Here is a 26,911-nt window from a genome sequence, read left to right on the forward strand (position 1 = left end):
ATTGACAGAAACGCAGGCCACTCCTAGCTTTCACCTGCAATATGCTCGCCTACAAGCCGTCCCGATAAGGATACGACCGGTGTCCCTCCCCCGGGATGCGTCGTTCCGCCCACATACCACAGCCCCTGAACATCCCGGGAACGGTTAGCCGGGCGGGAGAAGGTCTGGCGGACAGAATTGGAGGAGATGCCGTAAATCGCGCCCTGATGGGCAAGAGTGTCGGCAGCAATATTTTGCGGGGTATAACGCTGAAGCACCTCGGCCTGCTCCAGTCCCCCAATCCCGAAGCCGTTAAGTGTCTCTGTGATCCGCCGCCCGTATACCTCCGCCTCTCCGGCCCAGTCGCAGCCGCTGTTCAAATAAGGGGCGTTAGCCAGAATGAACAGATTGCTGCCATCCTCCGGGGCCATGCCGGGCTCAGAGTAACCGGAATAGCATACGTATACTGCCGGGTTTTGCGGAGGGCGTCTTTTGCCAAAAATGTCTGTGAACTCAGGCTCATACTGCTCCGGAAAAAATACCGTATGATGCAGCAGCTGCTCATATTTCTGCCTCACACCGGCAAGAGTCACCAGACCAGACAACGAGGGTTCATAGCGCGCGATCCTGCGGTCACTCATCGTCCTTCTGGCAGATCCAGGCAGCAGCATGCGGCTGACGCTGAGCACATCCCCGCCGGCAATAACAGTCCGCGCCGGATAAAAGCCGCGTGAAGTCTCAACCCCTTCGGCCCTTCCGCCAGCCACAGCGATGCCTGTAACCTCTGTTCCGGTAATGATTTCGACGCCCAGCCGCCGGGCCAGCGCCACCAGCCCTTCCACCAGCTTATATGTACCGCCTTTAACCCCGTATACTCCAAGTTTAGCCTCTACATGGCCCAGCATCGCAAAGATCGCCGGAGACTGGTAGGGGGATGATCCCACATAGGTGGCATAACGCCCCAGCATAGCAAGTGTATTGGGATGTCTGAAATAGCGCTGAAGCAGTGACTGCAGAGTTAGAAACGGCCGGACCCGCAGCAGGTCCCGTACCAGCGGCAGGGACAGCTTATCTTTCCAGGAGAGCAGCAGCCGGTTGAGGAACTGCTTTTCACTCAGCCTGTACAGCAGTTCAGCTTCGGCCATGAATTCCCTGTAGCGGTCAGCGTCATGAGGAGAGTAGGCTGCAATCTGTTCACGCATAAATGCCGTGTTCCCTGATAAGTCGACCGTATGCCCGTCTGCAAAAATATTCCGTGTCCGCGGCTCCAGCTCATACAGCTCGACGTACTCCTCCATCTCAGCGCCGGCAAGCTCGTAGAGCGAGCGGAATACATGCGGCATGGTTATAGTGCTCGGGCCCCTGTCAAAGGTATACCCTTGCTCCGTAACACGCTGCAGCTTGCCGCCAGGCTGTGCCTGCCGCTCCAGCACGGTCACCTTCCAGCCCTTTGCCGCCAGCGTGACTGCACAGGACAGGCTGCCGAAGCCGGCACCGATAATAACCGCCTGCTTGTTCAACGGTACCGCCTCCCTTTCCATTCATAGCCCTGGCCGGATACAGCGCCGCGCCAGGATGCGGCTCCAATGGCAATCAGGCTGACCATACTTGCCGGCAGCAGCAGGCAGAACCAGACCGGCTGCCGGCCTGCACGGTCGGCCGTTCTTTTTATGGCAGCCCCTCCGGCTATGGCGGCTGCCGCCCAGACCAGAGCCTCCATTTCTCCGGTGATCAGCGCCCCGACTGAGGCAATCACCGGGAATACATACAGAAGCGCATAAAACAGCAGTACACCCAGCAGCAGCAGCGGTTTGCGTCCGAGGCCGGCGTAAATGTTTTTGCGGTAGCCCTTCCAGACCTCTGCCGCATTGTGATACATCCGCATTTCTGTATGCCCTGTAATATCGGCCAGGGTCACCGGTTCACCGGCCAGCTTGACCGCTCTGGCCAGTGCCATATCGTCCACCAGCTGGCCCCGGATACCGCTGTGCCCGCCGCAGCGGGTGTAGCTGTCCCGGTGGATCAGCATGAACCCGCCGTGGGCGGCCACAAACCGCGGGTCCCTGGAGCGGCGGACGAGCGGAACCGGCAGGTGGCAGACAATAGTAAACACCATCAGCGGAACCGCCAGACGCTCCAGCCAGGTGCCGGTCAGCTGCCGCGGAAAGCCGGTGATCAGGCCGCTGCCCTGCGCCGCTGCTGATGCTAATGCTGCTGTAAGCGCCTGCGGCTGCAGGCGGATGTCCGCATCAAGGAACAGCAGCCACTCTCCCCCGGCTGCTTCGGCCAGCTGGGCGCAGGCATGGCATTTACCTGCCCAGCCTTCGGGCAGCTCTGCGCCTGCAAGCACTTGCGTCCGCGGGCCTCCGGCAGCTGCGGCAAGCTCAGCAGTGCCGTCGGCTGACCGGTCATCCAGCACGATTATTTCAATATGGCGTCCAGCGGTGCTGCAGGCAAGCACGGAGGTCAGGCAGGCGGTGATATTCGCCGCCTCATCGCGAGCCGGAATCAGCACCGACAGGGAGGGTACTTGTGTACCAGCCGGCTTTGCCGGCTTTTTCCTGTGCTGTGCATCCGCTGGCTCTGCCTGTTTATTCCTGCGCTGCGCCCCCAGCACGGGAAGCCGTGCAGCATTCCACACAGCAAACGCCAGCTGCAGCAGAACCATAGCTGTAATTCCTTGCAGTACGGCAATCATCGGCTTCCCCTCCGCCAGGCGTCATATCGTTCATGAACCGATCCGCCGGTTTTGATCAGCGGTGTAAAGCAGGAAGGCATATGTCCCTTATGCTCAAGAATCAGCTGGCGGTGCCGGTCCAGCTGCTCCTGCAGGCAAGAGGCCAGCAGTGCTGAAATACCGCTTCTGTCCAGCTCCTTCCACGGCTGCAGCAGCGGTTCACCTGCCAGCAGCGTAGCCTCAGGCTTGGGATGGAAGAACAAGCCGTGATACAGGGTCACAGGTACAACCGCCGCATCCGGACACAGACGCAGCACAACTGCAGCCCCTTCCTTAAGCTGCAGCGGGCGGTGCTCAAGCGGCAGAAGCTCCCCCTCAGGGTACATCCAGACGCTGCCGCCTTCACCAAGCAGCCTGGCTGTATACCGCAGCGAGGCACGTACATCCGCCGGCTCATCCCGGTTGATTGAATAAGCACCCAAACGGCGGAAAAATTGAAATTTGCGCAGCTGCGCCTCCTCCATCATGAAATACTGCCTGCGGCGGGTCTGCATTCTTGCTGCATGATAGGCCAGCAGACCGTCCCACCAGGAGCTGTGGTTCATGATGTACAGCACCGGCCTGCTCCCGGCTGAAGCCGGCTGCAGGTCACCTGAGAGCCCGATAAAGCGGAAATGCCTGCGCAGCAGATAGGAGGTATTATAGCGGCTGAACACCGCATCAAAGCTTCGGGATTTGGCTGCTTCGAGCATAGCGCAGGCTCCCCTCCGCCAGAACGGCCCCAATACCGGCGATGACCATGCACAGGGGAAGGCCTTCACGCAGGCCGACAAGGCCGAACATAAGGATCACCGCCTGATAAAGCCTGGTGCCGCGCCGCAATGCCCTTCCGGTTAAACGGACAGGAGGGACAAAGAGCGACAGCAGCGAGCCGGCAATCAGCCAACCGATGAAGTTACTCACAGGTACCCCGTAGAAGCCGCCTCCGTCTCCCCAGCTCCAGAAGCCCCGCGCATGGGCAACAGGATCAAGCACCAGGTCCAGCAAAACGGTCCAGAAGCCGACCTGCACCGCCCGCAGCACCATAAGCCGCCAGCCGGACTGGCCGAAGTCACGGGCCAGCAGAACGGCATTGCAGACTACTGCAATCCAGGCGAAGCCCAGAGTGGCCGGCACACCGTACAGCAGCGGACCGAGGATATCAGAGTATCCGTAACTGCCGAACAGATGACCGGTATGAACGCCATACCATTCCACAGCCATTCCGCCGGTCCAGATTAACACAGCAGAAATGAGGAAACGGACCGGATCAGGCTGCGCCGAAAAAATGACTGACCGGTCGGCCACAAAAGGGCGTTCATATCCCTTGATGATAAGCTCTCCGGCATAAACAGCATAAAACAACAGGAAAAGTCCATTTGAAAACTGCAGGCCCTGAGGCACAGTGAAAAAGATAAGCAGCAGTGCCCCGATTGCATACCAGATCCAAAATACAGTCCTGATCATCTACAGTACCGCAGCCTTCGCGGTTCTGCCGCCCAGCCTTGAGGCATAACGTGCCGCTGTACGGCCCAGCATCCGCAGCTTGGCTTCATCGCTGACATACGCCCTGTTGCGGAATACATCGTACCCGGCTTCAGCCACCGAATCCAGAATAGCCGCATAAAATGCCGCCGCCAGCTCTACCGCCAGACCGCTCTCAGGCGGATAGGTCTCCACATGGGCAAGCCCCTTTTCGAACCAGCCCAGCGCTTCCCGGCGGAGGTCTTCGATCACGTTCACGAAACGCCGGTCGACGATCCCCGACTCCAGCTCCTCCTGGGTGTACCCGTGCTTCTGCATAAGCGCAAGCGGTATATAACGCCTGCCCCGCCGCAGATCTTCGCCTACATCGCGGATAATGTTGACAATCTGCATACCGATACCCAGTGCAATGCCTGCTGCCTGCACATCCTCATCCGAATCATCGCGCAGAACCGGAAGCAGCATCTCGCCGACAGTGCCGGCTACCAGGTAGCAGTAGCTTTCCAGCTCTTCCATGGTCTCGTAATGGGTGAACGTCAAATCCCCCAGCTGGCCCTGCATCTGCAGCAGGAACGGTTCCCTTGTAAGCTTCGGGAAGCTGGCGAACAGCCAGCGCAGCGCCGGCCAGATAAAGTGGCCTTCCGCTTCATCAAGCTGCTTAAAGTGCCGGCGCAGCTCATGGATGGTGTATGGCGACTTTTCGGGCTCATCTACACTGTCGTCAATAATCCGGCAGAAGGCATAGATGACATGCACCGCTTCCCGGCGCGGGCTCGGCAGTCCGGCAAACGCTTTATGAAAGGAGGTAGAGCCCTTCTTCATCAGTTCCTCACACTCACGCATAATGCTCTCATTTATCATTGTTTCATCTCCTTCATAAGTTCATGGACAGCCATCCTTGCTCCTTGCATAACAATCGGCACACCGCCGCCGGGATGAACGGAAGCGCCGGCAGCATAAAGACCTTTAATCGGGTAAGGCCGGGGCTGTGGCCGGAATACACCCAGCTGGCTGAGCACCGGAGCAATGCCGAAGCTGCCGCCGCCGTACAAGCCATCCTTCTGCGCATCCGCAGGGGTACGGATTGTCTTCCACCGCAGACTGGCCTTCAGGCCCGGAAAGCCTCTCTGCTCCGCATCATCCAGGACACGTTCCGCCAAAGGCTCTGCAATCGCCTCCCAGTCCAGCCCCGGATCAGCAGGCACGGGAATCAGGAAGTAAAGAGCGCTTTCCCCCGGCGGGGCCGCACTGTCGTCAAGCGCCGCCGGATTAAATACATAATAGGAGGGCAGCTCTGAAATTCTGCCCTGGTCAAACAACTCACGCAGGTTGTCGTTCAGGCTGTCCGGCAGGAAAAACTGATGCGTCTGGGATTCCGGCCAGCGCCGGTCAGCACCGGCATAGATCAGCACACAACCTGAGGAGGGCTTATACCGGCCGCGCTTGATCCGGCCTCCAGCACCGGAGCTGACCTTCACTGCCCCGTTCCCCGGGTCTGTACTCCCGGCGAACAGCTCAGCCGGCAGCAGCCCTTCCAGCTGCGGGAACTCACCGTTGTAGAGCACAGCATCATACGAATGCTTGACGCCGCCGGCTGTAAGTCCGGTGCACCGTCCATCTTCAACGGTCAGGCCCTCAACCTCTGTGCCGGTATGAATCTCAACCCCGCGGCTGAGCAGCTCGCGGGAGAGAATCTGCGGGAGCTTACCGTAGCCGCCCTTCAGCATCCAGATGCCGAACGCGCTCTCCGCATACGGCAGCATCGTGTATATGCCCGGGGTGCGGAACGGGGCTCCGCCAATATACAGGCTCTGCAGGGAAAAGGCATCCCGCAGCTCCTCGCTGCGGAAATAGCTGCCGACCGCCGACCGCAGGCTGCGGTAGGCACGCAGACGGCTCATCAGCCGCAGATTCGCCGGACTGAAGAACTCACGCCGCCGGTGGAACGGCTGCTCCAGGAAGGAAGCCTTGCCCCGGGGGAACAGTCCGGCCATATCGCCCATAAACCGGAGGAAGCCGCTGCCCTCTCCGGGGAATTCACGTTCAATCTCCGCTGCCTGCTCCTCCAGGCCCGCCACCTTGGTCAGCACACGCCCGCTCCGGAAGTGAATCCGGCAAAGCGGATCGCAGCGCAGCAGCTCCAGACTGCCGGGCGGAAGCCCACCTTCCTCCAGAATGCCGTTCAGCATCTCCGGCAGCAGTACAATCGTCGGCCCCTGGTCAATCCGGTACGGCCCCTCCTCTTCAAAAGCGACCCGCCCGCCGACCCTGCCGGCACGCTCATAGATAGCAACCTGCTGCCCTTGGCGGCTTAACAGCAGCGCCGCGGTCAGCCCGCCGATGCCGCCGCCGACGATAGCTACGCGGCTCACAGCGGCACCCCGCTGCCCGCTGTCCCCGCAACGGCAACTGACCGGCTGCGGGCAGCCCGGTCATGCTCCTCAAGCAGGCGCGCGCTGATCTTCGCCGACTCAAAGATCGTCGGCAGCCCGCTGCCCGGATGCGTCCCGCCGCCGACCAGCCAGATGCCGGACACCTCCTGGAAGGTATTGTGCGGGCGCAGGTACATCATCTGGCCGAGGTTATGGGCCAGGTTGAAGGTTGCGCCGTTATATACATCCAGAGTGTCCCGCCAGTCCAGCGGCGAGAAGAATTTGCTCTCCTCCACCCGGGAAGACAGGCCGGCAAGCTGCGGAATCTGCTCCAGCCGCTCCATCAACTGCGCCCTCACAGCCGATCCCTCCTGCCGCCAGTCAATACCGGCCTGCAGATTGGGAACAGGCATCAGCACATACAGCGACGATTTGCCGGCCGGAGCCAGGGTAGAGTCAATAACCGAAGGATTGTGTATATAAATGGACGGGTCAGCCGAGAGGACGCCCTGCCGTGTAATTTCATCAACATTACGGCGGTAATCTCCCGAGAAATGAACAGAATGATGCGCCAGGTCAACGGCGCCGTCCACCCCGAGATACAGCATCGCGGTAGAGCAGGAATAACGCTTGCGCGCCATCTTGACCGGTGTATATTTTTTGAGCAGGCCCGGCTCGAACAGCTGGGTTACTGCTGTCCCGAAGTCAGCTCCGAGCACAACGTAATCGGCGTGCACCTTTTCCCCGTCCTCCAGCAGCAGGCCCGAGGCTTGCCGGTTATTAACCAGTATCCGCTTCACTGCACTTGAAGTATGGATCCGCCCGCCATGCTCCTTAATAACATCCGCCATAGCCTCCAGCACCTTATTAATACCGCCTTCAGGATGATACAGGCCGTAACGGTGCTCCAGGTAAGACAGAATCGTGAACGTGCCGGGACATTCCCAGGGCGACATCCCGAGGTATTTGGCCTGAAAGGTGAAGGCGTAACGCAGCCGTTCATCATCAAAATACTTGGAGAGCCGGTTGTACACCGTATCGGTCGCGTGCAGCTTAGGCAGCGCGTGCAGCACATCTCTTTTTATGTAATCTGCAGGTGACTGAAAGGGGCGCTGCAGCAGCGGCATAACCCTGGCAAACTTATCGTCCTCATCAGCCATAAACCGGCGGTAACCGGCCCCGTTCCCCGGAAACAGCCGTTCAATCTCCGCTGCGGTCTGCTCCTGGTCGGTAGACGGCCGGAACACGGTCTCCCCGAAGTGCAGGGAGTACAGCGGGTTAAGCTCCTTCATGGAGACATAGCTGTGCAGGGAGCGTCCTGCCATCGTAAACAGCTCCTCCAGCAGATGCGGCATCATCAGAAAGGTGGCCCCGCGGTCAAAACGGTATTCACCCAGCCGGAGCTCGCCCGATCTTCCGCCGACCGTATCCTGCTTCTCAAAGACCTCTACCTCATAGCCCTTTGCGGCCAGAAGCATGGCGGCAGCCAGACCTCCCGGGCCGGCACCGACCACCGCAACCTTTGCGGCGCTTTTTCCAGTCATCAGTCCCACTCCCTAATCCACTTGGTTTTTATTTCTCGTATACATCGTTATTTGCGCAAACATTATACAAAAACTATACATTGGTGATACAAATATCATACATACTTTATTTACCCCTGTAAACAGCTACCCTTAACCCGGTTTACCGGAAAAAACAGGATTATTTAAAATTAAGGAAACTGATTTTCATTTTCCCGGATAAAAAATGCACAAAAAGCCCTTCCGCTTCACCTGCAGGTGATTCAGAAGGGTTTTTGCAAGTTCTTGTTCAGCGCTGATTCCTGAGTGCCGTAAATGAAAAATCAAACCATTCCTGCCAGCGTCCGGGAGGACCCGATATCACTTCAGCACCTTCCGGAACAGGCACTCCCGTCTCTTCATAGGCCTTGCCTCCCAGTATAAACCGCATGTCCGTCCGTACCGTTTTCAAGCGTGCAATCAGCTCTTCACAGTAGGGCAGCAGCTCCTTGTCGGTAACCGACATGCAGACAGCCCCGATCCGGCTCTGCGTTTCCAGCATGGCTATAATCCCGGCCTCCGGCGTATTGGCACCGAGATAGACCACTTCGACCCCGTTTTTGCGCAGGAAAAGCGAAAACAGCAGCAGGCCGACCTGATGATGCTCTCCCTCCGGACAAAAGGCCAGCACTTTCGGCAAATGGGCATACACCGGGAACAGATGGAAAAACTGATAGAAGCGGTTGGAGACCATATGCGTCATGTAATGCTCCTGCGCCACTGTCGCCGTGCCTTCTTCCCAGGCATCGCCAACCCTGACCAGAACCGGTACAAGCACCTGATGGAACATCGCCTCATACCCGTACATGGAGAAGCCGAAATCAATCAGCGCATTCGCCCGCTCGCCCTGAAATTCCAGCAGCGCTGTATAAATCTGCTGCCTCATCTTCGTGAAGGCTTCCCGGGACGTCCCGTCGCCCCCTGCCGGGCTTTCTCCCGCCGGACCCTCCTTACGGGCTTTCAGCAGCCGGACCGCATGTGAAATACTGATCCCCTGCTTCTCTGTCTGCTCCTTCAGCCAGCGCAGGTCTTCAATATTGTCCTGGGTGTACAGCCTGTAGCCGGATTCCGTCCGCTCAGGTGTAACCGCCTGATACCTGGTTTCCCAGGCTCTCAATGTGACAGACGGTATGTCCAGCATTTCGACGACCTGTTTGATCGAGTACACGTTGCACCCCACTCTCTTTCCCGTAAACCGTTACATAATATTTAAAAATTCAAACCTTATACAAATCATTTACACTCATTATACAGTCGTACCTGTATTATGTCATCAGATGCAGCTAACAGCAGGAGCTGTGAGTGCCGGCGAATAAACCTGCCATGCTCCGGCAAAAAATACACGTTCAGGCTTTTTGGATACAGCTGCTTCACTTGTCCTTCCGGGGCGGTAATAGGTAGTTACAATACCAGGAGCAGACTCAGGAGGATCCTTCCATGAATTCAAGCAAGCAACCCGGCACACCGGAACGGCTTTATCAATTCAGCAATTCCATAAGCGCACCTTCCACTGCCTCCTCCAGGCAAAAATGGACGCTCCGCCGTAAAGTATCGGCAGTGATCCTGCTGCTTATTCTTTGGCTGGCCGGTGTCATGCTCTACCAGACGCACAAGCCCCTGCCGCCTGGCATTTCCTACGAAAGCCCGGTGTATAAGGTTAATGACGTTCAGTTCTGGCATGATCTGACTTATCAGGACGGCAGCACGGACGGGGCACGGGAGGAGCAGATTCTGCCGAGGATTTTGCAGATTATCGGGGAGTCCAGGCAATTTCTTGTTATTGATCTGTTCCTGTTCAATGATTATACCCATAAAGACCAGCAGTTCCCGGCAGTCAGCCGTGAGCTTACAGATAAGCTTATTGCCCATAAGGCCGCTTATCCGGAGATGGAAATTGTTTTTATTACCGATGAGGTTAATACGAACTACGGCTCGGCTCCCAATCATCTGCTGGAGGAGATGAAGTCTGCCGGCATCAAGGTGGTTATCACCGATACAGACAAGCTCCGCGATTCGACGCCTGCTTACTCTGCAGTATGGCGCACCTTCATCCAGTGGTTCGGGCAGTCCGGCAGCGGCTGGATTCCCAATCTGATGGCCAGCGGCGGGCCCGATATTACTGCCCGTTCTTATCTGAAGCTGTTGAATGTAAAAGCCAATCACCGCAAGGTCGTGGTCAGCGAAAATACAGCGCTTATATCATCAGGCAATGTGCATGATCCGAGCGCCTATCATTCCAACATTGCGCTGGAGGTACAGGGTCCGGTGATTACCGACATTCTGCGCACCGAGCAGGCGGCGGCCAACCTCTCCGGTGCAGGCCCGCTGCTGGACAGAACGCCCGAGGGTACGCAGGCCAAGGAAGGTCCGCTGGACATCCGCTATCTGACGGAAGGCAAAGTCTACAAATACACGCTGGAAGGTATCCGCAGCGCAGGAGCGGGCGACACCATCTGGATGGGCATGTTCTATCTGGCCGATGATGCCGTCATCCGGGAGCTGCTGAAGGCAGCAGAGCGTGGTGCAGAGGTGCGGCTGCTGCTCGATCCGAACCAGAACGCCTTCGGCCGCGACAAAATCGGCATCCCCAACCGCCCTGTAGCCATGAACCTGAATAAGCGTTCCGGCGGGAAGATCGAAATCCGCTGGTATAACACTGGCAAGGAGCAGTATCATACCAAGCTGATGTTCATTGCCAAGGCTTCCGGCAGCTCTATTGTGCTGGGCGGCTCGACGAATTTCACAACCCGCAATCTGGATGATTATAACCTGGAAAATAATCTGTGGGTGTCCGTGCCGCAGGACCAGCCGCTGTATACAGAGATGACCGGCTACTTCAGCCGGCTGTGGAATAACGAAGGCGCCGAGTACAGCGTGCCTCTTGAGGAGTACCAGAGTGAAGTGACCTGGCTGAAATACATTCTGTTCCGGATGCAGACCAGGCTGGGCTTTACTACTTTTTAAGCAGCAAAAAACCGCCGGGAAGCCTGGATCGCTTCTTCCGGCGGTTTTTGTATTGGCCCGTGCTTGTCCCCGATACGGCGTTCTCCGTCCTGCTTACAGCAGCGGCGACATCAGCCGGGCCGCCGATTCCAGCAGCCGTTCCAGCAGCCGCTTGTTCATAAAGGCCTCATGTACAATCTGGCGGGTGGACAGCAGGTCACGCTCAAAGTCAGCCACAATGCGGGCCACACTTTCCGTCTGCAGGAGCAGCGCATTCACCTCAAAATTCAGGTGGAAGCTGCGCATATCCATATTCGCTGTGCCGATCGTGGCCACTTCCCCGTCGATGATGAGCAGCTTGGAGTGAATAAAGCCTTTTTCGTATTCGTAAATCTTCACACCGGACTCCAGCAGCGCCGGAAAATAGGAATGCGAGGCCAGAAAAGGCAGCCATTTGTCCGGCTTGGCCGGGAACAGCAGGCGCACATCAAGCCCGGACATGGCGGCTACCCGCAGTGCAGTCAGAATGTCCTCATCCGGGATAAAGTAGGGGCTGGCGATCCAGACCGATGTTTCCGCAGAGGTAATCATCGAGAAAAAGATGTTCTTCAGCGCGCGGCGCTCATTGTCCGGCCCGCTGGCAATAATCTGCACAGCCCCGTCCCCGTTCGTAAACCGCAGCTGCGGCGAGAGATAATCCTGCTCCAGAATCGACTCACCGGTGGTATGCATCCAGTCCTGCAGAAAAATAATCTGCATCGTCCGCACCGCCTCGCCCCGCAGCAGCATGTGGGTATCGCGCCAGAAGCCGTATGTTTTGCTGCGGCTGAGGTATTCATCCCCGACGTTAAGCCCGCCCATAAAGCCAACATCCCCGTCGATGACAACGATTTTGCGGTGGTTGCGGTAGTTAACGCGGCTGGAGAAGAAAGAGGTGGAATTGCCGTAAGCCGCCACCCTCACCCCTGCATCCGTCATTTCCTTCAAAAAAGCCTTGGAGAGCTGCATGCTCCCCACCGCGTCGTACATAAATCTGACAACGACACCGGCACGGGCCTTCTCAATCAGAATCTGCTGAATCCGCGTCCCGATGTGGTCAGCCCGGAAGATGTAATACTCCATATGGATATGATGCTGCGCCTGCCGCAGCTCCAGCAGCAGTGTGCCGAACGTCTCTTCCCCGTTGGTCAGAATCCGCGTCTCCGAGCTGAACGAAACCGGCGTGCGCGCCAGCCGCTGGGACAGCCCGAGCAGCTTTTGGCGGGTGGAATCAAATATGGACCAGTCCTGGTATGTATGCAGCGCATCATTCTCAATCCGCTCGTAGGCCATCAGGTCACGCTGTGCTTTTTTATCATACTTGCGCCGTTTAAAGACGTTCTGTCCGAACAGAAAATAAAAGACCAGCCCCAGCACCGGAATAAGCGCCAGCAGCAGAATCCAGGCCATCGTAGTGGAGGGGTTACGGTTCTCCATAAAGATACCGAGGCCGATGGAAATCACCGTCAGCGTGGAAAAGATACTGATAATGGTCCCCGCCGTACTGCCGAAAACACCGAAGCCGAAATAATAAAATGCCAGCAATGCCGCAATAATGACCAGAGCCTGCAATCCTCTTCTCATAGGCAACCTACTCTCTTGTTCAACCTTTCAACACTTGAATTTCCCATCTATATATTACCTGAAGATTCGGTTACTTCCTATATGAAATACTTTGTAAAAAACAATTTAAAACCACCTCTCCCGCCTTTGCCGGAGCGCGGTTTGTAATGGCCCGGAATCTATACTATAATCTTTCTGACCATGCAGTCAATTGTAGAACCATTCAGTCAGAAGGGGGGTTATACTGCTTGTGGCTGATAAAAACGCAACCAGACAGGAACTGATTATCAAGACGGCTATGCAGCTATTCGCGGTAAAAGGCTCGTCCTCCACCTCCATGCAGGAAATTGCCGAGCTGTGCGGGATTTCCAAAGGCAGCCTCTACCTGGTGTTTAAATCCAAAGAGGAGCTGGAACGCAGCATCTATATGCATTGCTTCCGGATGATCCATGATCCGCTGCAGCAGGAGGAACAGAACAGCCGCAGTAACCCGCGGGAAAAGCTGCGCAACCAGGTGGAGATTCTGCTCACGCATGTACACGAGCTGCGCGGGTTTTTGCAGCGCCAGTTTCAGGAGGTCGCCGGAAGAAGCGGGGACGAGATACCGGAATGGATCCGTAAGGCCAATGCGCCGCTCGTACTCTGGTTCCAGAACAAGCTCACCATCCTCTACGGCCCGGCAATCCTCCCGTATACAGGTGATTTATTCCTGTTCGCGGACGGCATGATCCATGCCTTTATCCGGCTGATCTTTGGCCAGGAATCGCCGGTATCGATCTCCCGTATGGCTGATCAACTGGTCGATCTGCTCGACATCGTTGCACAAGGCCTGCTTGCCGGCAGGCAGGAGCCGCTGATTGCCGCAGCCGTGCTGGAGAGCTGGCTGAGCGGCCATGAGGACAGCCGGCGCCGCAGTCCGCTGCAGCTGATCAAGGAGATGCGGACCACACTCAGCAGCGCTCCGCCTGCCGGCCAGCCGACTGCAGACGACGGCCTGGAATCCCTCGCCATCCTGGAAAGCGAATTTCTGATGCCGGAGCCCCGCAAAGCTATTATCCGGGGAATGATCGCCAACCTGCAGTCTTATCCTGCTGTACATGGGGAGCTTGAAGCACTGCAAAAGCTAGTTTCGCCTTACATTCCAAATTCATGCGGTTTTTTACAAGAGAGAGGAGCAGAAACGTAACTTATGAAAAGCCTGATTCAATTTTCCCTCAAAAACAAATTTGCGATTTGGCTCCTGACGATCATTATCGTATTTGCCGGACTGTACAGCGGTCTGACAATGAAGCAGGAGACACTGCCGAATATCAGCATTCCTTACCTTAGCGTAACTACGATTTATCCCGGCGCTGCACCTGAAGGTGTCGTCAATGATGTCAGCAAGCCGCTGGAGCAGAAGCTTCGCAATGTGGACGGCGTTAAGACCATTACGTCCTCCTCGCTGGAGAATGCCTCCAGCATCCAGATCGAGTTCGACTACGGAACCAATCTGGATAATGCAACTGCGGCTGTACGTGAGGCTCTAAATGAAGTAACCCTGCCGGCTGATGCCCAGAAGCCGCAGATCTCCCGCTTCAGCCTGAGCTCGCTGCCGGTTATCTCGCTCAGCCTGACTGATAACGGGTCAACGGATCTTGAGGAGCTGACCCGTATAGCCGAGAACGATATCCGGCCGGCCCTGGAGGATATCGAGGGTGTCGCGTCTGTGTCGATCGCCGGCCAGTATGTGAAGGAAGTCTCCCTCAAGTTTGACCAGGCGAAGCTGAAGCAATACGGCCTGACCGAAGACACAATAAAAGGTATCGTCCAGGCCTCGTCCCTGCGTGTCCCGCTTGGCCTGTTTGAAATGGACAAATCGCAGAAGGCGGTTGTCGTAGACGGCAACATCAGCACGGTCGAGGATCTTGAGAATCTGGCGGTGCCGCTGGTTCCTTCTGCAGCCTCCGGAGCAGGTACTGCGGCTGGTGCGGGCGCTACAGGTGCAGATGTAGCTGGTGCTGCAGGTGCAGGTGCAGGCGCGGTTAATCCAGGTGCCGCAGCTGCCGCCGGGCTGCCGACAGTGAAGCTTGGAGAGCTTGCTTCCATTGAGGTTACCGGCAAATCAGAGTCGATCTCCCGCACGAACGGCAAGGAATCGATCGGGATTCAGATCGTGAAAGCCAATGATGCCAACACTGTAGAGGTTGTAAACAGCGTAAAGGACAAGACTGAGGAGCTGAAGCAGCAGTACAGCTCGCTTGATCTGACCGTATTGCTCGATCAGGGTAAGCCGATTGAGGATTCTGTGCACACCATGCTGTCGAAGGCTTTATTCGGCGCCCTGTTCGCTGTCGTGATTATCCTGCTGTTCCTGCGGAACATCCGCTCCACTATCATTTCCATTATCTCGATTCCACTGTCGCTGCTAATTGCTGTACTATGTCTGCGCCAGATGGATATCACCCTTAACATGATGACGCTGGGCGCGATGACCGTGGCCATAGGCCGGGTAGTCGATGACTCGATTGTTGTTATCGAAAATATTTACCGGCGCATGTCGCTTTCCGGCGAGAAGCTGCGCGGCAGAGAGCTGATCAGCGCGGCTACGCGCGAAATGTTTGTGCCGATCATGTCTTCGACGATCGTTACGATCGCCGTATTCCTGCCGCTTGCCTTTGTCAGCGGAATGGTGGGCGAGCTGTTCCTGCCTTTTGCCCTGACTATGGTCTTCTCCCTTATTGCATCGCTTATCGTAGCTATCACCCTGGTGCCGGCATTGGCCCACTCGTTGTTCCGGGGCGGCCTCAAGCAAGGCAAGAAGGTACACGAAGAAAAGCCGGGCAAAATGGCTGCCGGCTATCAGAAAATTCTGGACTGGTGTCTCTCCCATAAACTGATTACCTTTGGAGCCGCAGTTCTGCTGCTTGCAGGCAGCTTGTTCCTGATCAAGCCGATCGGGGTCAGCTTCATGCCGTCCCAGGAGGACAAGAGCGTAATCATGACCTTCTCGCCGAAAGCCGGGCAAACGGCTGAGGACGTGCAGGAGCAGGGTCTGAAGGCAGAGAAATTCATTCTCGCCCAAGAGCATGTATCAAACCTGCAATATTCCATCGGAGGCGGCGGGTTCATGGGAATGGGCTCTAATAACTCCGGCCTTTTCTACATTACCTATGACAGCGACACCCCTGATTTTGATACGGTAAAAGAAGAGCTGATTGAAAACCTGACCACTGAAGTGCCTGACGGCGTATGGGGTGATATGTCCGGTATGGCTAGCGGCGGGCTCGGCGGCAATACGCTGACCGTAAATGTCTTTGGCGACACACTTGAGCAATTGAAGCCGGTGGCCGACGAGATTGCCGGTATTGTGAATGCCGACACCAAAAACTTCAAGGACGGGGAAACCAGCCTCTCCGAATCGTATGAGCAATACACCATCGTTGCCGATCAGGCCAAGCTCAGCTCGCTGGGTCTGACTGCCGGACAGCTTGCCATGAAGCTTAGCCCGGTCAATACCCGTCCGGTGCTGACTGAAGTGGCAGTGGACGGCAAGAACTACAACGTCTACATTGAAGCTGATACAACCACTTACAGCAGCATTCAGGAGATGGAAGACGCGATGCTAACCTCACCGCTTGGGTTTACGGTGCCGGTCAGCCAGGTCGCAACGATTGAAAAAGGCACCTCGCCGGACTCAATCACCCGGATCGACGGCAAAATGAGCGTTGAAGTCACTGCAGACATTATTGCAAATGACGTCAACAGCGCCTCCAACGGTGTGAAAGAGAAAATCGAAGACATCGACCTCCCTGATGGAGTTACCGTATCCTTTGGCGGTGTAACTGAACAGATCAACGAAACGTTCGGCCAGCTTGGAATTGCTATGGCGGCTGCTATTGCCATCGTATACTTCGTGCTTGTCGTCACCTTCGGCGGCGGTCTGGCACCGTTCGCGATCCTGTTCTCCCTGCCGTTCACCGTCATCGGCGCTCTCGTCGCCCTGCTGCTGGCCGGAGAGACGCTGAATGTATCTGCACTTATGGGTGCGCTGATGCTGATCGGGATCGTCGTGACCAACGCGATCGTACTGATCGACCGTGTCATCCATAAGGAAAATGAAGGAATGACCACACGCCAGGCCTTGCTGGAAGCCGGCGGCACCCGTCTCCGCCCGATTCTGATGACAGCACTCGCCACCATCGGCGCACTTCTTCCGCTGGTCACCGGGCTTGAGAACAGCGCCGGCATTATCTCCAAGGGACTCGGCGTGACCGTTATCGGCGGTCTGGTCAGCTCCACCTTGCTGACACTCGTGGTCGTGCCGGTAGTTTATGAGTTCCTGATGAAATTCCGCAAGAAGCGGGTAGAGGAGTAAGCTGCCCGGGAGCGAATAGGCATACAAGTAGCTTGTTCAACAAGCAGAAATGTGAAGCAGCCTGTGATGAACGACCCTGACTCTGCGCTCCACCATTACGTGTTGCTGAATAGCTGTATAATGTGCAGCTAAAAGTCATCGAAATTAACATTTGCGTCATATAAGTGTATTCTGTGCAGCTAAATTTGCCCGAATCAGCCCAATTCCGAAATATTAGGTGGTTTAGTTGTACGAAGTACACTTAAACAGAGGCTGTGCTGGAAAATGGGCAGGTTTAGTTGTACAAAGTGCAGTTAAGTTGACCATCTAGTTCAGAAATTAACTCTGCGGGATTTGTTGAAAGGGATTGTTAAACAAACAAAGAGGACTCTCTTCAACGTCAGCGTGTCCCCTTCATACAACAAAGCCAAAAGGCGCCTTTCTTAAACAGAAAGGCGCCTTTTCAGCGTTAAGCATATTCCATTCAATATAGCTCAGATCGCATTCCCGCCATCTTAAGCCATCGACGAGGCGCTGCTCTCCAGCGAAGCCTTCCAGGCCCGCAGCATCTGCAGATCCTGCGGCAGAAATTCCTCCAGCATATGGCTTAGGCCGAGATATAAAGGACTGGTAGTCTCTTCCTTAAGCAGACTGCAGAATTGTGGAATCCACTTCAGCAGATGCTCCTCCAGAAAGCGCTCCTGAATGTCCAGCATTTCCATTGACCTGCGGACAGAGAAGCTGTTGAACAGCATCCGTTCATGCATAACGGCCATGAACTCCAGTTCAATCGAGATATGGTCATCCGCTTCTCCGCTGCACTTATTAAACACAATACCTGCTGAAGCATACAGCTCGGAGAGCTCATTGCAGAATTCCTTCTCGCGGCCGAGCTGAATGGCTTCCCGCGCGGCGAACGGGCTTACCGTACGGTCGTTCAGGAGCCTCATATATTCGGCCTTTTCCTTCTCGCAGATCTGCGGAAGCTCTGACGGGTCCTGTCCGCACAGGTAGCGCTTCAGCTCCCGTCCGCCCTCTGTCATCTCGGCAGCAATACTCATCATCTGCCGGTTTGCCCTCCATTGAGCGACGAGTGAAAGCGTCGGCTTGCGGCCGTAAAAATCAACCAGGATCTGATATATTAATCCGCGGCTGTCCAGCCAGCGGCTGAACACCTCCGGTACAACAAGCGCTGGAACAGTGGGTATCGTCATTTTGCAAAACCTCCCTATTGGTTTTACCGGGCGCCTATTCTATGGCAGCAAATCTGCTGCTGCGCTTCCGGTATCATAGCTGTGTCTTTCGCAAAAGTTCAAAATTTAAGACTTCTGTCTAGGCACCTTTATTATATCGAACATGTAAAGCGCCTTCGGTGAGCATTCTATGACCATTAGGATAAATTGTCGCACTTCTGTCAAATTCAGGCTGCGTGTCTATGCTTCTGTCCCCTATTATTAGGTTGTCCTTTTATTGACGGGAACAAAAGTAATCTTTAAAATTTAATATAAACTGCATCACGAAGAAGGGAAGAGCCTATGGAACCACTGACGGACCCTTTTGGACGACTACATGACTATCTCCGCATTTCGGTGACAGACCGCTGCAACCTGCGCTGCATCTATTGTATGCCCGCGGAAGGAATGCAATTCCAGCCGCAGGACGAGATTATGAGCTATGAGGAAATTACCGCCGTAGTAGAGGCACTCGCGCCGCTCGGACTGCGCAAGGTGCGGCTCACAGGCGGAGAGCCGCTGGTCCGCAAGGATCTGGAGCAGCTTGTCGCCATGCTTGCCGCCATCCCCGGCATTGATGATATATCGCTCACTACCAACGGCCTGATGCTCCCTGCCAAAGCCGCCCTGCTGAAGCAGGCGGGGCTGTCGCGGGTCAATATCAGCCTTGATTCACTGAAGCAGGACCGCTTCTCGATGATCACGCGCGGCGGCGATGTCTCCAAGGTGCTGAAGGGAATTGAAGCCGCCCACGCGGCAGGCCTCTCCCCGATCAAGCTGAACGTTGTCCTGATGAAGGGGATTAACGACGATGAGATCAAGGATTTCATCTCGCTTACTTTGAACAGTCCGCTTAACGTGCGGTTCATTGAATACATGCCGATCGGCAGCGCAAGTGATTCCTGGCGGCAGACCTACCTGCCGCTGGAGACGGTCATCGATGCCTGCACTGCTGCTGGCTGGACAACCGAGGAAGCCGAGCTGCCCTTCGGCAACGGCCCGTCCCAGAACCGGCGTGTTACCGGAGCGCAGGGTACCTTCGGGCTGATCCATCCGGTCAGCGAGCATTTCTGCGACAACTGCAACCGGCTGAGGCTGACGGCTGACGGCCACATCAAGGCCTGCCTGTACTGGGAGGACGAATACAATGTGCGCCCGCTCGTGCAGGACCCGGCAGCCGTGCAGGACTTATTCCGCCGGGCGCTCGGCAACAAGCCGCATAATCATGAGATGGCGCTGGCCTTGGAGAAAAAGGCGCAGAGTCATACCCCGACCAAGCGGCGCATGTCGCAGATCGGCGGTTAACAACGAGCAGGGGTATTCCACAAGCCATGTAACGGCTATTAGGAACACCCCTGTTTTTCTAAATTAAAACCTTACTATGCGGAGGATGTTATGCCTGAATGCTTCCCCATAACTGCAATCCCATATAAACAGCCATAGCCCAGATCAGCAATGCAGATCCCCTGTTCAGCAGCCGGATGGCCTTGCCTGAAGTATCCGCCCGCCCCAGTATTCTCCCTGCAGCTGCCAGACCCAGGAACCACAGCCAGGACACCGCGGCTGTAGCCGCCGCAAACCCCCAGCGTTCAGCCCCATCGTAACCGAGCGAGCCCGTCCCGATCACACCAACCGTATCCAGCAGGGCATGCGGATTCAGCAGAGACACCGACAGCGCATAGCCGATCTGTCCTCTGGTGGAGAGCTGCTTTGCATCCCCGGATGCCGGAGCTGCCGACCATATCTGCCAGCCCATATACAAAAGGAACAGCACACCCGCACCGTAGACTACCGGAGTCAGCCAGTCCAGTGTAAGCAGCAACAGCGACACACCGCCGACCGCAGCTGCAATCAGCAGCGTATCACACAGCGCAGCTGTTACTATGACCGGCAGTACACTGCGGAACCGCGAATGCAATGCCCCCTGGTTAAACACAAATATGTTTTGCACCCCTAGCGGTAATATCAGTCCAAAAGCCAAAATCATTCCGTGTACAATTGCCTCAGTCATTCTAAACTCCCCTTTTCCGCCATTCATATGCCCACTTATCGTACACGCTTCCGTCCCTGCAGTAACCATCCAAAGTTTAATCAGCCTACCAGCCAAGTTAAGAACAGACTGCGGAATATGATATACTCCGGGTAAGTGTCCCCAAGGGATGAGACATATACAATAAGCATGCTTAGCATAGAAAAGGAGTCTGCCCTTTGAATTCTAACTTCAGCCAGCCGGACGGCTGGCAAGCCTCCGCTTACTTCCATGAAGATTGGCGGCCCGATCCGGCTTCCCCTCTGCCGCTGCACCTGCAAATCTCAGCATGCTTCAGTGCAAGGATCAGCAGCGGCGCCTGGCCGCCGGGCATGAAGCTGGCCCCGCAGCGTGAGCTCTGCCGCCTGCTCGGCGTGAACCGGAGCACGCTGATGACGGCACTGGGGACGCTTGCCGGGCAGGGGCTGATCGAGGGCAGACGGGGCGGGGGAACCCGGGTTGCCGCCACCGGCAGCCACAGTAACAGCAGCACAACTCCCGGCAGCTGGACGGATTATTTGGAAGAGGGCACACACTATCCTAATCTGCCCGCTGTGCAGGCCATCAACCGGCTGGAATTTGAGCCGGGGCTGATCCGCCTCGGCACCGGTGAACCCGCGCCTGAGCTGCTGCCCGGCACAGCCATGAACCGTGTGCTGGCAGAGCTCGCCGCCGGGCCGCTGCCGCCTTTATCCTATGAGGAGCCGCTCGGCAATCCCGGACTACGGAGTGCTGTCAGCCGCCAGCTGCTGAAGCAGGGGATTCAGGCCGATCCCGGCTCCATTCTGATCACCTCCGGCGCGCTTCAGGGGCTGCAGCTGATTGCCCTCGGCCTGCTGCCGCGCAGCTCGACAATCCTGCTGGAGAAGCCCTCCTACCTGTATTCCATTCATGCCTTTCAGTCCGCAGGCGTAAAATTCAGCGGCCTGCTGATGGACGAAGGAGGCATAGTAGTCAGCCGGCTGGCGGCGGAGGCCCTGCGGACCAAAGCTGCCATGCTCTATACCATTCCCAGCTTCCACAACCCAACCGGGATTGTCATGGATGCGGAGCGGAGGCAGGAGCTGATGGCGGTCTCCGGCGGGCTTGGACTGCCCATTCTGGAGGACGGAGCTTATCAGGAGCTTTGGCTGGACGCTCCTCCGCCGCTGCCGCTGAAGGCGCTGGACCGCGAAGAAAGAGTGCTGCATCTGGGCACACTCTCCAAGGCAGCCAGCCCGGGCCTGCGGATCGGCTGGATCGTCGGCCCGGAGGCGGTCATCCGCCGGCTTGCCGACATCAAAATGCAGACCGATTACGGTGCAAGCTCCCTGTCACAAATGGCCGCCGCCCGGTGGCTGGACGGCGGCTACCACGAGGAGCATCTTACGCTGCTGCGCGGCAGGCTGCGAGAACGCCGCGCGCTTATGCTGCAGCTGCTGGACACCCACTTCAGCAGGCTGGCCTCCTGGAGCGTTCCTGCCGGCGGCTTCTACATCTGGTTGTCCCTGCACCGCCCGCTGCCGCTGCGCCGGCTGTTCGAGTCCGCCCGGCAGGCCGGGCTGCTGCTCAACACCGGCGATCTGTATGACCGGAGCGACAGCCGGCATCTCCGGCTCTCTTACTCCTATGCAACGCCTGGACAAATGCACAGCGGAATACCCGCACTTGCTGCAATAATAAAACAAGTATCAAATGACAAATAATATTATTTGTCATTTGATACCGTCTATGATAAGCTACGTTAAAGAAAGGAACATCACTTATGAATAAAACCGGATCTTTTTTGAGTAAAACTGAAATACTGGATGCCGCTGAACAGACCCTGCGCAGATTCGGTCCCGATAAAACCTCGGTAACCGATGTTGCCAAGCTGCTGGGCGTGAGCCATGGTACACTGTACAGGCATTTTCCGAGCAAGGCTGCGCTTCGTGAGGCCGTAACCGAGAGATGGCTGGAGGAACAGATCATCCTTCCGTTAACTGAAATAGCTGAGGCTGAAGAGACAGATTCGCTTAAACAGCTGCAGCAGTATATAACAAGACTGTTTGAGCTTAAAGCGCATCATGCCGAGCAGGACGGGGAGATGTTCAGGATGTATGCAGCGGTAACCGAGGAAGCCGCAGCTCTGATTGAAGCGCATATCGTGCGGATCATCAGCCAGCTTAGCACAATCATACGCAGAGGGCAGGAGACTAATCAGCTGTCACAAGCTGAAAGTGCCTCCACGCTTGCCCGGGCACTGTTCTATGCAACGGCCCGGTATCATCATCCGGCTCATGCCTATGAATGGCAGAGCAGCCTGATCCGGCAGGATTTCACACAGCTCTGGGAGCTGCTGGCCAGAGGACTGAGCCCAGCTGCGGGGCCGCATATCTAAAGGAGGAAATCATTATGATGAATGATCTTCAGGGAAAAGTCGCTATTATTACAGGCTCATCAAGGGGCATCGGACGGAATATTGCCGAGAAGCTTGCTGAACAAGGGGCGGCAGTTGTTATAAATTACTCCAGCAGCCCGGAGCTGGCAGAGGAAGTTGTCCAGGGCATACAGCAGAAAGGCGGCCGGGCAGCAGCTGTTCAAGCCGACGTCAGCAAGCCTGGGCAAATCGCCAGGCTATTCCTGGAGGCAAAAGATAATTTCGGCAAAATAGATATTGTCGTCAACAATGCCGGCATTATGATCAACTCGCTAATCGGGGATGCTACAGAGGAACAGTTCGACAGGCAGTTTGCAATCAATGTCAAGGGTACTTACTTTTCCTGCCAGCAGGCATTCCTGCATCTGGAGCAGGGCGGCCGGATTATTAATTTCTCCACTTCGGTCAATGGCCAGATGTTCCCGGCTTACAGCATCTATGCCGGCACCAAAGGTGCAGTGGAGCAGTTTACCCGCCAGTTAGCCAAAGAATTCGGTGCAAAGGGTATTACAATTAATGCCGTAGCTCCCGGTCCGGTTGCAACAGAGCTGTTTCTGGAAGGCAAGTCAGAGGCTCAGCTCGAAGGGCTGAAGAAGGCCAATGCCTTCGGCCGTTTAGGGGAGACTGAGGATATCGCCGGCGTTGTCAGCTTCCTGGCCGGCGAACAGTCCGCCTGGATTACCGGACAAACGCTGCGGGTGAACGGCGGCTTTATTTAAGCCGCTGCGGCAGCCGGACCACAAAAGCCGTCCCCTCACCGGGGCGGCTTGTTACCGTTATGCTGCCTTCATGGAGCTCGACAATCTTTTTTACCAGCGACAGACCCAGCCCGCTTCCGCCCCCGCTGGCGCTCCGCGCTTTATCCGCCTTGTAGAACCGTTCAAAAATCCGCGGCAGCTCCTCCTCCGCAATCCCGATTCCGCTGTCCCGCAGCTCCACTTCGACGCCATCCTCCACCGGCCGCAGCCGGACATAAATCTGTCCGCCCTGCGGTGTAAATTTGATGCTGTTATGCAGCAGGTTCGTCCATACCTGGCTCATCAGATCCTGGACGGCAACGACCATGGTTTCCCCCAGATCTGCCTCCACTTCAATATCCTTTTCCAGCCATTGCGGCTCGGCAGCCAGAATCATTTCGCGCAGCTGCCTGTCCAGCCGGTACGGCTTCGTCTCAAAGGGAAAGCTCCCTGCCTCCAGCGCCGACAGCTTCAGCAGGTTATCGCTGAGCCCCGACAGCCGGCTGCTCTCCGCCTCAATAATATCCAGATAATGCAGCCTGGACTCTGCGCTTAAGCCTTCATTCCGAAGGGCACGGGCAAAACCGCGGATGGAGGTCAGCGGCGACTGGATCTCATGCGACACATTGGAGATAAAATCCTGGCGCATAATCTCCATCCGGCCCAGCTCACTGGCCATTTCATTAATCCCTTCAACTATGCTGCCGAATTGCCCGTAGCGCCGGCTGTTTTCGATCTCCACCTTGAAATTCCCTTTAGCAATTTGCCGCATGGCTGTAATGATCGGGATATAAAAGGCCCGTTTATCTCCTCTCAGCCGGCCGATCAGCGCTGAAGTCCCGGCCAGCAGAAACAGAATAAAGAACTGCAGCACCATCGTCAGCAGCTGGGATGTGTACGGCGTCAGGGACCAGCCAAAATACTTCTCGAGCAGCTTTAACCCGAAATACCCGCCGTTCCAGGAAAGATAGAAGCCTGTAATTACCACAAGGATTCCCGCAACTGCTTTTAAAATATCCCCGGCCCTGCTCCTGTCCATCTACTTATCCACCTCCAGGCGGTAACCCAGCCCGCGAATAGTGCGGATTTGGAACGCATACTGTTCCCGGGGAAACCGCTCACGCAGCCGCCCTACGTGCACATCCAGCGTCCGCTCGTTTCCCTCAAAGTCATAGCCCCAGATTTCCTCAATCAGCCGGTCGCGTGTCAGCGTCTGTCCCGGATAGCTCGCCAGCTTGAACAGCAGCTCAAATTCCTTGAGCGGCAGTGTAAGGCTGCCGAGCTCCGAGGAGACCTCATAGGTTTTGCGGTTCATCCGCAAACGGCCGCTAGTAACACTCTGCGCAGCGGAAATCTGGTAGCGCTTCAGCAGCGCTTTTACCCTGGCAATCAGCACCGGCGGCTCAAACGGCTTCACCAGATAATCGTCTGTACCGAGCTCAAACCCTTTGACAATCTGCGCGGTCTCTCCCTTGGCAGTCAGCATCAGTATCGGAATATCGTAGCTCCTGCGCAGCTCGCTGCACAGCTCCCAGCCGTCCATACGAGGCATCATCACATCAATAATTGCCAGATCGGCACCGTTATCCTCCATGAGCCGCAGCGCCTCCACACCATCGGACGCACAGCAGACCTCATCCAGCCCCTCAGCCCTCAAAAAGACTTCCACCAATTCGCGGATGTTCGGATCGTCGTCCACCACCAGTATTTTCGCCATATTCAAAAGGTCCTCCCTCTGCCCGGCTGCTCTCCGGCTCCGGTACGTTCATCTGCAGCTGCTGCTCTGCGAATTCCCGGTACAGCTCATGGTTCTGCAACAGCTCTTCGTGCGTGCCTTTGCCGGTAATCCGGCCTTTTTCCATAAAAACAATCTGATCCGCGTTCACGACCGTCGCCAGCCGGTGGGCAATAACAATCGTCGTCCGTCCCTTCATCAGGTTCGAGAGTGCTCTCTGTACTACCGCTTCTGACTGGCTGTCGAGACTGGACGTCGCTTCATCGAGCATCAGAATCTGCGGATCACGCAGCAGCGCCCGGGCAATCGCAATCCGCTGGCGCTGTCCGCCGGAGAGCTTCACGCCGCGTTCACCGACATCCGTCTGGTACCCGTCCGGCAGCTCCTCAATGAACTTGTCAGCATAAGCCATCTCCGCCGCACGCTGCATTTCTGCCTCCGTGACTTCCCGGTCCAGCCCGTAGCCCAGATTGTCGGCAATTGTGCCGGCCAGCAGCGGACTCTCCTGAGATACATAGCCGATCAGCTTCCGCCAGGAGCGCAGTGAGAATGTGAATACCGGCTTAGAGCCAAGTTTAATGAGACCATGACTAGGCTGATAGAAGCGCTCCAGCAAAGAGAATAGAGTCGTTTTTCCGCCGCCGCTCGGACCCACAATTGCGGTTACCTGGCCCGGCTGCATCGTAAAGCTGACCTCCTTCAGCACCTGCTCACCTGTTTTGTACGCGAAGCTCAGGTCTTCCACAACAATCGGCGCCTCCGCCTGAACGGCTTCCTCTGCACCTTCGTATACTTCCTCTTCTGCTGCCAGCGTTTCAATGATCCGTTCCGAAGCGCCCTTGGCTTTCTGAATCTGGGTGAAAAATTGCGTAAGCTGCGTCAGCGGCATAACAATCTGAATCAGATACAGGATAAAAGCGACCAGCTCTCCCGCAGTTAACGCACCCGATGACACCTGCATGCCCCCGTAGCCGATAATCACCACCAGCAGCATCATGAATACGAAGGAGACGAGCGGACTGATCATTGCACTGATTTTACCTTCCCGTATGCCAAAAGAGAGCAGATTCATAATGCCGGTCCGCCCGGCCTCATATTCTCTATCTTCCGCCCCCGAGGCTTTCACCAGCCGGATTTCAGACAGCACCCCGCTTAGCGTTGCGGTAAAAGAAGCTGTCTCGTCCTGTGTTCCTTTGGATATTTTGTACATCTGCCGGCCCAGCGGCACAAGGATGAGCGCGGACAACGGCAGGACTGTGAATAGTACGAGTGTCATTTTCCAGTTCAGATACAGCAGCACTGAAATCGAGCCGACAATCGAAATCACGCCGGTGAACAGGCTGGCCAGATGCTCGGAAATAAGCGTCTTAAGAATCCCGGTATCATTGGTCATCCGGCTGACACTTTCGCCTGTGCGGTTATCGTTGAAATAGGACACGGGTAGCATCAGGAATTTGCGCCATAGCCGGTCGCGCAGCGCCGCTACCGTCTTTTGCCCCACATAATTCAGCAGATAAATCGAGACGCCGCCGGCAATAGTCTGGGCGATGAATGCTCCGGCAATGCCGGCAATCTGCAGCTTGCTGATAGAGGCAAGGGAGAAGCCGTCGACCAGATTTTTGGTGAACATGGGAATGACAAGGCCAACCAAAGTGGAGACCATGCTCAGCAGAACGGCGACTGTCAGCAGCCCGTAGGAAGGTTTCGTCTGATGCAGCAGCTTCAGAAACGGCTTCATGGCCGCACCCTGCCGCTCCTGCCGGGGCGATTTAATGTTATTCATGG

The 26,911-nt window shown here is 56.3% G+C and carries 21 protein-coding genes; 7 read left to right on the top strand and 14 right to left on the bottom strand.

Annotated elements, in window-relative coordinates; genetic code table 11:
* Nucleotides 1-23 precede the first annotated feature (23 nt).
* The 8 genes from crtI (NST84_RS28460) to NST84_RS28495 form a co-directional block, all read right to left on the bottom strand.
* The gene (gene crtI, locus NST84_RS28460) at nucleotides 24-1,520 is read right to left on the bottom strand and encodes a phytoene desaturase family protein (protein WP_342563365.1); all 1,497 of its coding nucleotides are present in this window, start codon (nucleotides 1,518-1,520) and stop codon (nucleotides 24-26) included.
* On the bottom strand, nucleotides 1,496-2,677 hold the full coding sequence (locus NST84_RS28465) for a glycosyltransferase family 2 protein (protein ID WP_342563366.1): 1,182 nt from the start codon (nucleotides 2,675-2,677) through the stop codon (nucleotides 1,496-1,498). Before NST84_RS28465 ends, crtI (NST84_RS28460) begins: the two co-directional genes overlap by 25 nt.
* Nucleotides 2,674-3,408: a lysophospholipid acyltransferase family protein gene (locus NST84_RS28470; RefSeq protein WP_342563367.1), complete on the bottom strand. Its 735-nt coding sequence runs from the start codon at nucleotides 3,406-3,408 to the stop codon at nucleotides 2,674-2,676. Before NST84_RS28470 ends, NST84_RS28465 begins: the two co-directional genes overlap by 4 nt.
* The gene (locus NST84_RS28475; RefSeq protein WP_342563368.1) at nucleotides 3,377-4,162 is read right to left on the bottom strand and encodes a carotenoid biosynthesis protein; all 786 of its coding nucleotides are present in this window, start codon (nucleotides 4,160-4,162) and stop codon (nucleotides 3,377-3,379) included. Before NST84_RS28475 ends, NST84_RS28470 begins: the two co-directional genes overlap by 32 nt.
* Nucleotides 4,163-5,041 (bottom strand): phytoene/squalene synthase family protein, encoded by an 879-nt coding sequence (locus NST84_RS28480; protein WP_342563369.1) that lies wholly within the window; start codon nucleotides 5,039-5,041, stop codon nucleotides 4,163-4,165. It abuts the gene before it with no gap.
* Entirely contained in the window at nucleotides 5,038-6,552 is a 1,515-nt protein-coding gene (gene crtI, locus NST84_RS28485) for a phytoene desaturase family protein (RefSeq protein ID WP_342563370.1), read from the bottom strand. Before crtI (NST84_RS28485) ends, NST84_RS28480 begins: the two co-directional genes overlap by 4 nt.
* Nucleotides 6,549-8,096, bottom strand: a complete 1,548-nt coding sequence (gene crtI, locus NST84_RS28490) for a phytoene desaturase family protein (RefSeq protein ID WP_342563371.1) — start codon at nucleotides 8,094-8,096, stop codon at nucleotides 6,549-6,551. The genes crtI (NST84_RS28485) and crtI (NST84_RS28490) overlap by 4 nt, the downstream gene beginning before the upstream one ends.
* Nucleotides 8,097-8,364: 268 nt before the next feature.
* The gene (locus NST84_RS28495) at nucleotides 8,365-9,282 is read right to left on the bottom strand and encodes a MerR family transcriptional regulator (protein WP_342563372.1); all 918 of its coding nucleotides are present in this window, start codon (nucleotides 9,280-9,282) and stop codon (nucleotides 8,365-8,367) included.
* Between the two features lie 269 nt (nucleotides 9,283-9,551).
* Here NST84_RS28495 and NST84_RS28500 point away from each other — a divergent pair, with 269 nt between their 5' ends.
* Entirely contained in the window at nucleotides 9,552-11,078 is a 1,527-nt protein-coding gene (locus tag NST84_RS28500) for a phospholipase D family protein (protein WP_342563373.1), read from the top strand.
* A gap of 93 nt (nucleotides 11,079-11,171) precedes the next feature.
* Here the strand turns inward: NST84_RS28500 and cls are convergent, their stop codons facing one another.
* Nucleotides 11,172-12,680 (bottom strand): cardiolipin synthase, encoded by a 1,509-nt coding sequence (gene cls / locus NST84_RS28505; protein ID WP_342563374.1) that lies wholly within the window; start codon nucleotides 12,678-12,680, stop codon nucleotides 11,172-11,174.
* Nucleotides 12,681-12,909: 229 nt separating this feature from the next.
* Between cls and NST84_RS28510 the strand changes: the two genes are divergently transcribed.
* Together NST84_RS28510 and NST84_RS28515 are read left to right on the top strand one after the other, a co-directional pair.
* Nucleotides 12,910-13,845 (top strand): TetR/AcrR family transcriptional regulator, encoded by a 936-nt coding sequence (locus tag NST84_RS28510; RefSeq protein WP_342563375.1) that lies wholly within the window; start codon nucleotides 12,910-12,912, stop codon nucleotides 13,843-13,845.
* A 3-nt stretch (nucleotides 13,846-13,848) separates the two neighbouring features.
* Entirely contained in the window at nucleotides 13,849-17,016 is a 3,168-nt protein-coding gene (locus NST84_RS28515) for an efflux RND transporter permease subunit (protein ID WP_342563376.1), read from the top strand.
* 494 nt (nucleotides 17,017-17,510) lie between these two features.
* Here NST84_RS28515 and NST84_RS28520 read toward each other — a convergent pair whose 3' ends face one another.
* Nucleotides 17,511-18,209, bottom strand: a complete 699-nt coding sequence (locus NST84_RS28520; RefSeq protein ID WP_342563377.1) for a molecular chaperone TorD family protein — start codon at nucleotides 18,207-18,209, stop codon at nucleotides 17,511-17,513.
* Nucleotides 18,210-18,530: 321 nt separating this feature from the next.
* On the opposite strand from NST84_RS28520, the gene moaA reads away from it, so the two are divergent.
* A complete protein-coding gene (moaA, locus tag NST84_RS28525; protein WP_342563378.1) occupies nucleotides 18,531-19,532 on the top strand; it encodes a GTP 3',8-cyclase MoaA in 1,002 nt (333 codons plus the stop codon).
* An 88-nt stretch (nucleotides 19,533-19,620) separates the two neighbouring features.
* On the opposite strand, the gene NST84_RS28530 is transcribed toward moaA, so the two are convergent.
* A complete protein-coding gene (locus tag NST84_RS28530) occupies nucleotides 19,621-20,238 on the bottom strand; it encodes a LysE/ArgO family amino acid transporter (RefSeq protein WP_342563379.1) in 618 nt (205 codons plus the stop codon).
* 197 nt (nucleotides 20,239-20,435) lie between these two features.
* On the opposite strand from NST84_RS28530, the gene NST84_RS28535 reads away from it, so the two are divergent.
* The 3 genes from NST84_RS28535 (at nucleotide 20,436) to NST84_RS28545 (ending at nucleotide 23,373) form a co-directional block, all read left to right on the top strand.
* On the top strand, nucleotides 20,436-21,941 hold the full coding sequence (locus tag NST84_RS28535) for a PLP-dependent aminotransferase family protein (RefSeq protein WP_342563380.1): 1,506 nt from the start codon (nucleotides 20,436-20,438) through the stop codon (nucleotides 21,939-21,941).
* 80 nt (nucleotides 21,942-22,021) lie between these two features.
* On the top strand, nucleotides 22,022-22,615 hold the full coding sequence (locus tag NST84_RS28540) for a TetR family transcriptional regulator (RefSeq protein ID WP_342563381.1): 594 nt from the start codon (nucleotides 22,022-22,024) through the stop codon (nucleotides 22,613-22,615).
* Nucleotides 22,616-22,632: 17 nt separating this feature from the next.
* Complete coding sequence (locus NST84_RS28545; RefSeq protein WP_342566545.1) at nucleotides 22,633-23,373, top strand: SDR family oxidoreductase; 741 nt, start codon at nucleotides 22,633-22,635, stop codon at nucleotides 23,371-23,373.
* Here NST84_RS28545 and NST84_RS28550 read toward each other — a convergent pair.
* The 3 genes from NST84_RS28550 to NST84_RS28560 are packed head-to-tail and all read right to left on the bottom strand — an operon-like array spanning nucleotide 23,366 to nucleotide 26,909.
* A complete protein-coding gene (locus tag NST84_RS28550) occupies nucleotides 23,366-24,430 on the bottom strand; it encodes a HAMP domain-containing sensor histidine kinase (protein ID WP_342563382.1) in 1,065 nt (354 codons plus the stop codon). The two genes, NST84_RS28545 and NST84_RS28550, sit on opposite strands and share 8 nt — an antisense overlap.
* Nucleotides 24,431-25,108: a response regulator transcription factor gene (locus NST84_RS28555; RefSeq protein WP_342563383.1), complete on the bottom strand. Its 678-nt coding sequence runs from the start codon at nucleotides 25,106-25,108 to the stop codon at nucleotides 24,431-24,433. It abuts the gene before it with no gap.
* A complete protein-coding gene (locus NST84_RS28560) occupies nucleotides 25,038-26,909 on the bottom strand; it encodes an ABC transporter ATP-binding protein (RefSeq protein ID WP_342563384.1) in 1,872 nt (623 codons plus the stop codon). Before NST84_RS28560 ends, NST84_RS28555 begins: the two co-directional genes overlap by 71 nt.
* Nucleotides 26,910-26,911 lie beyond the last annotated feature (2 nt).

Origin of the sequence: Paenibacillus sp. FSL R7-0345 (assembly GCF_038595055.1) — a bacterium.
Classification (GTDB): Bacteria; Bacillota; Bacilli; order Paenibacillales; family Paenibacillaceae; genus Paenibacillus_AQ.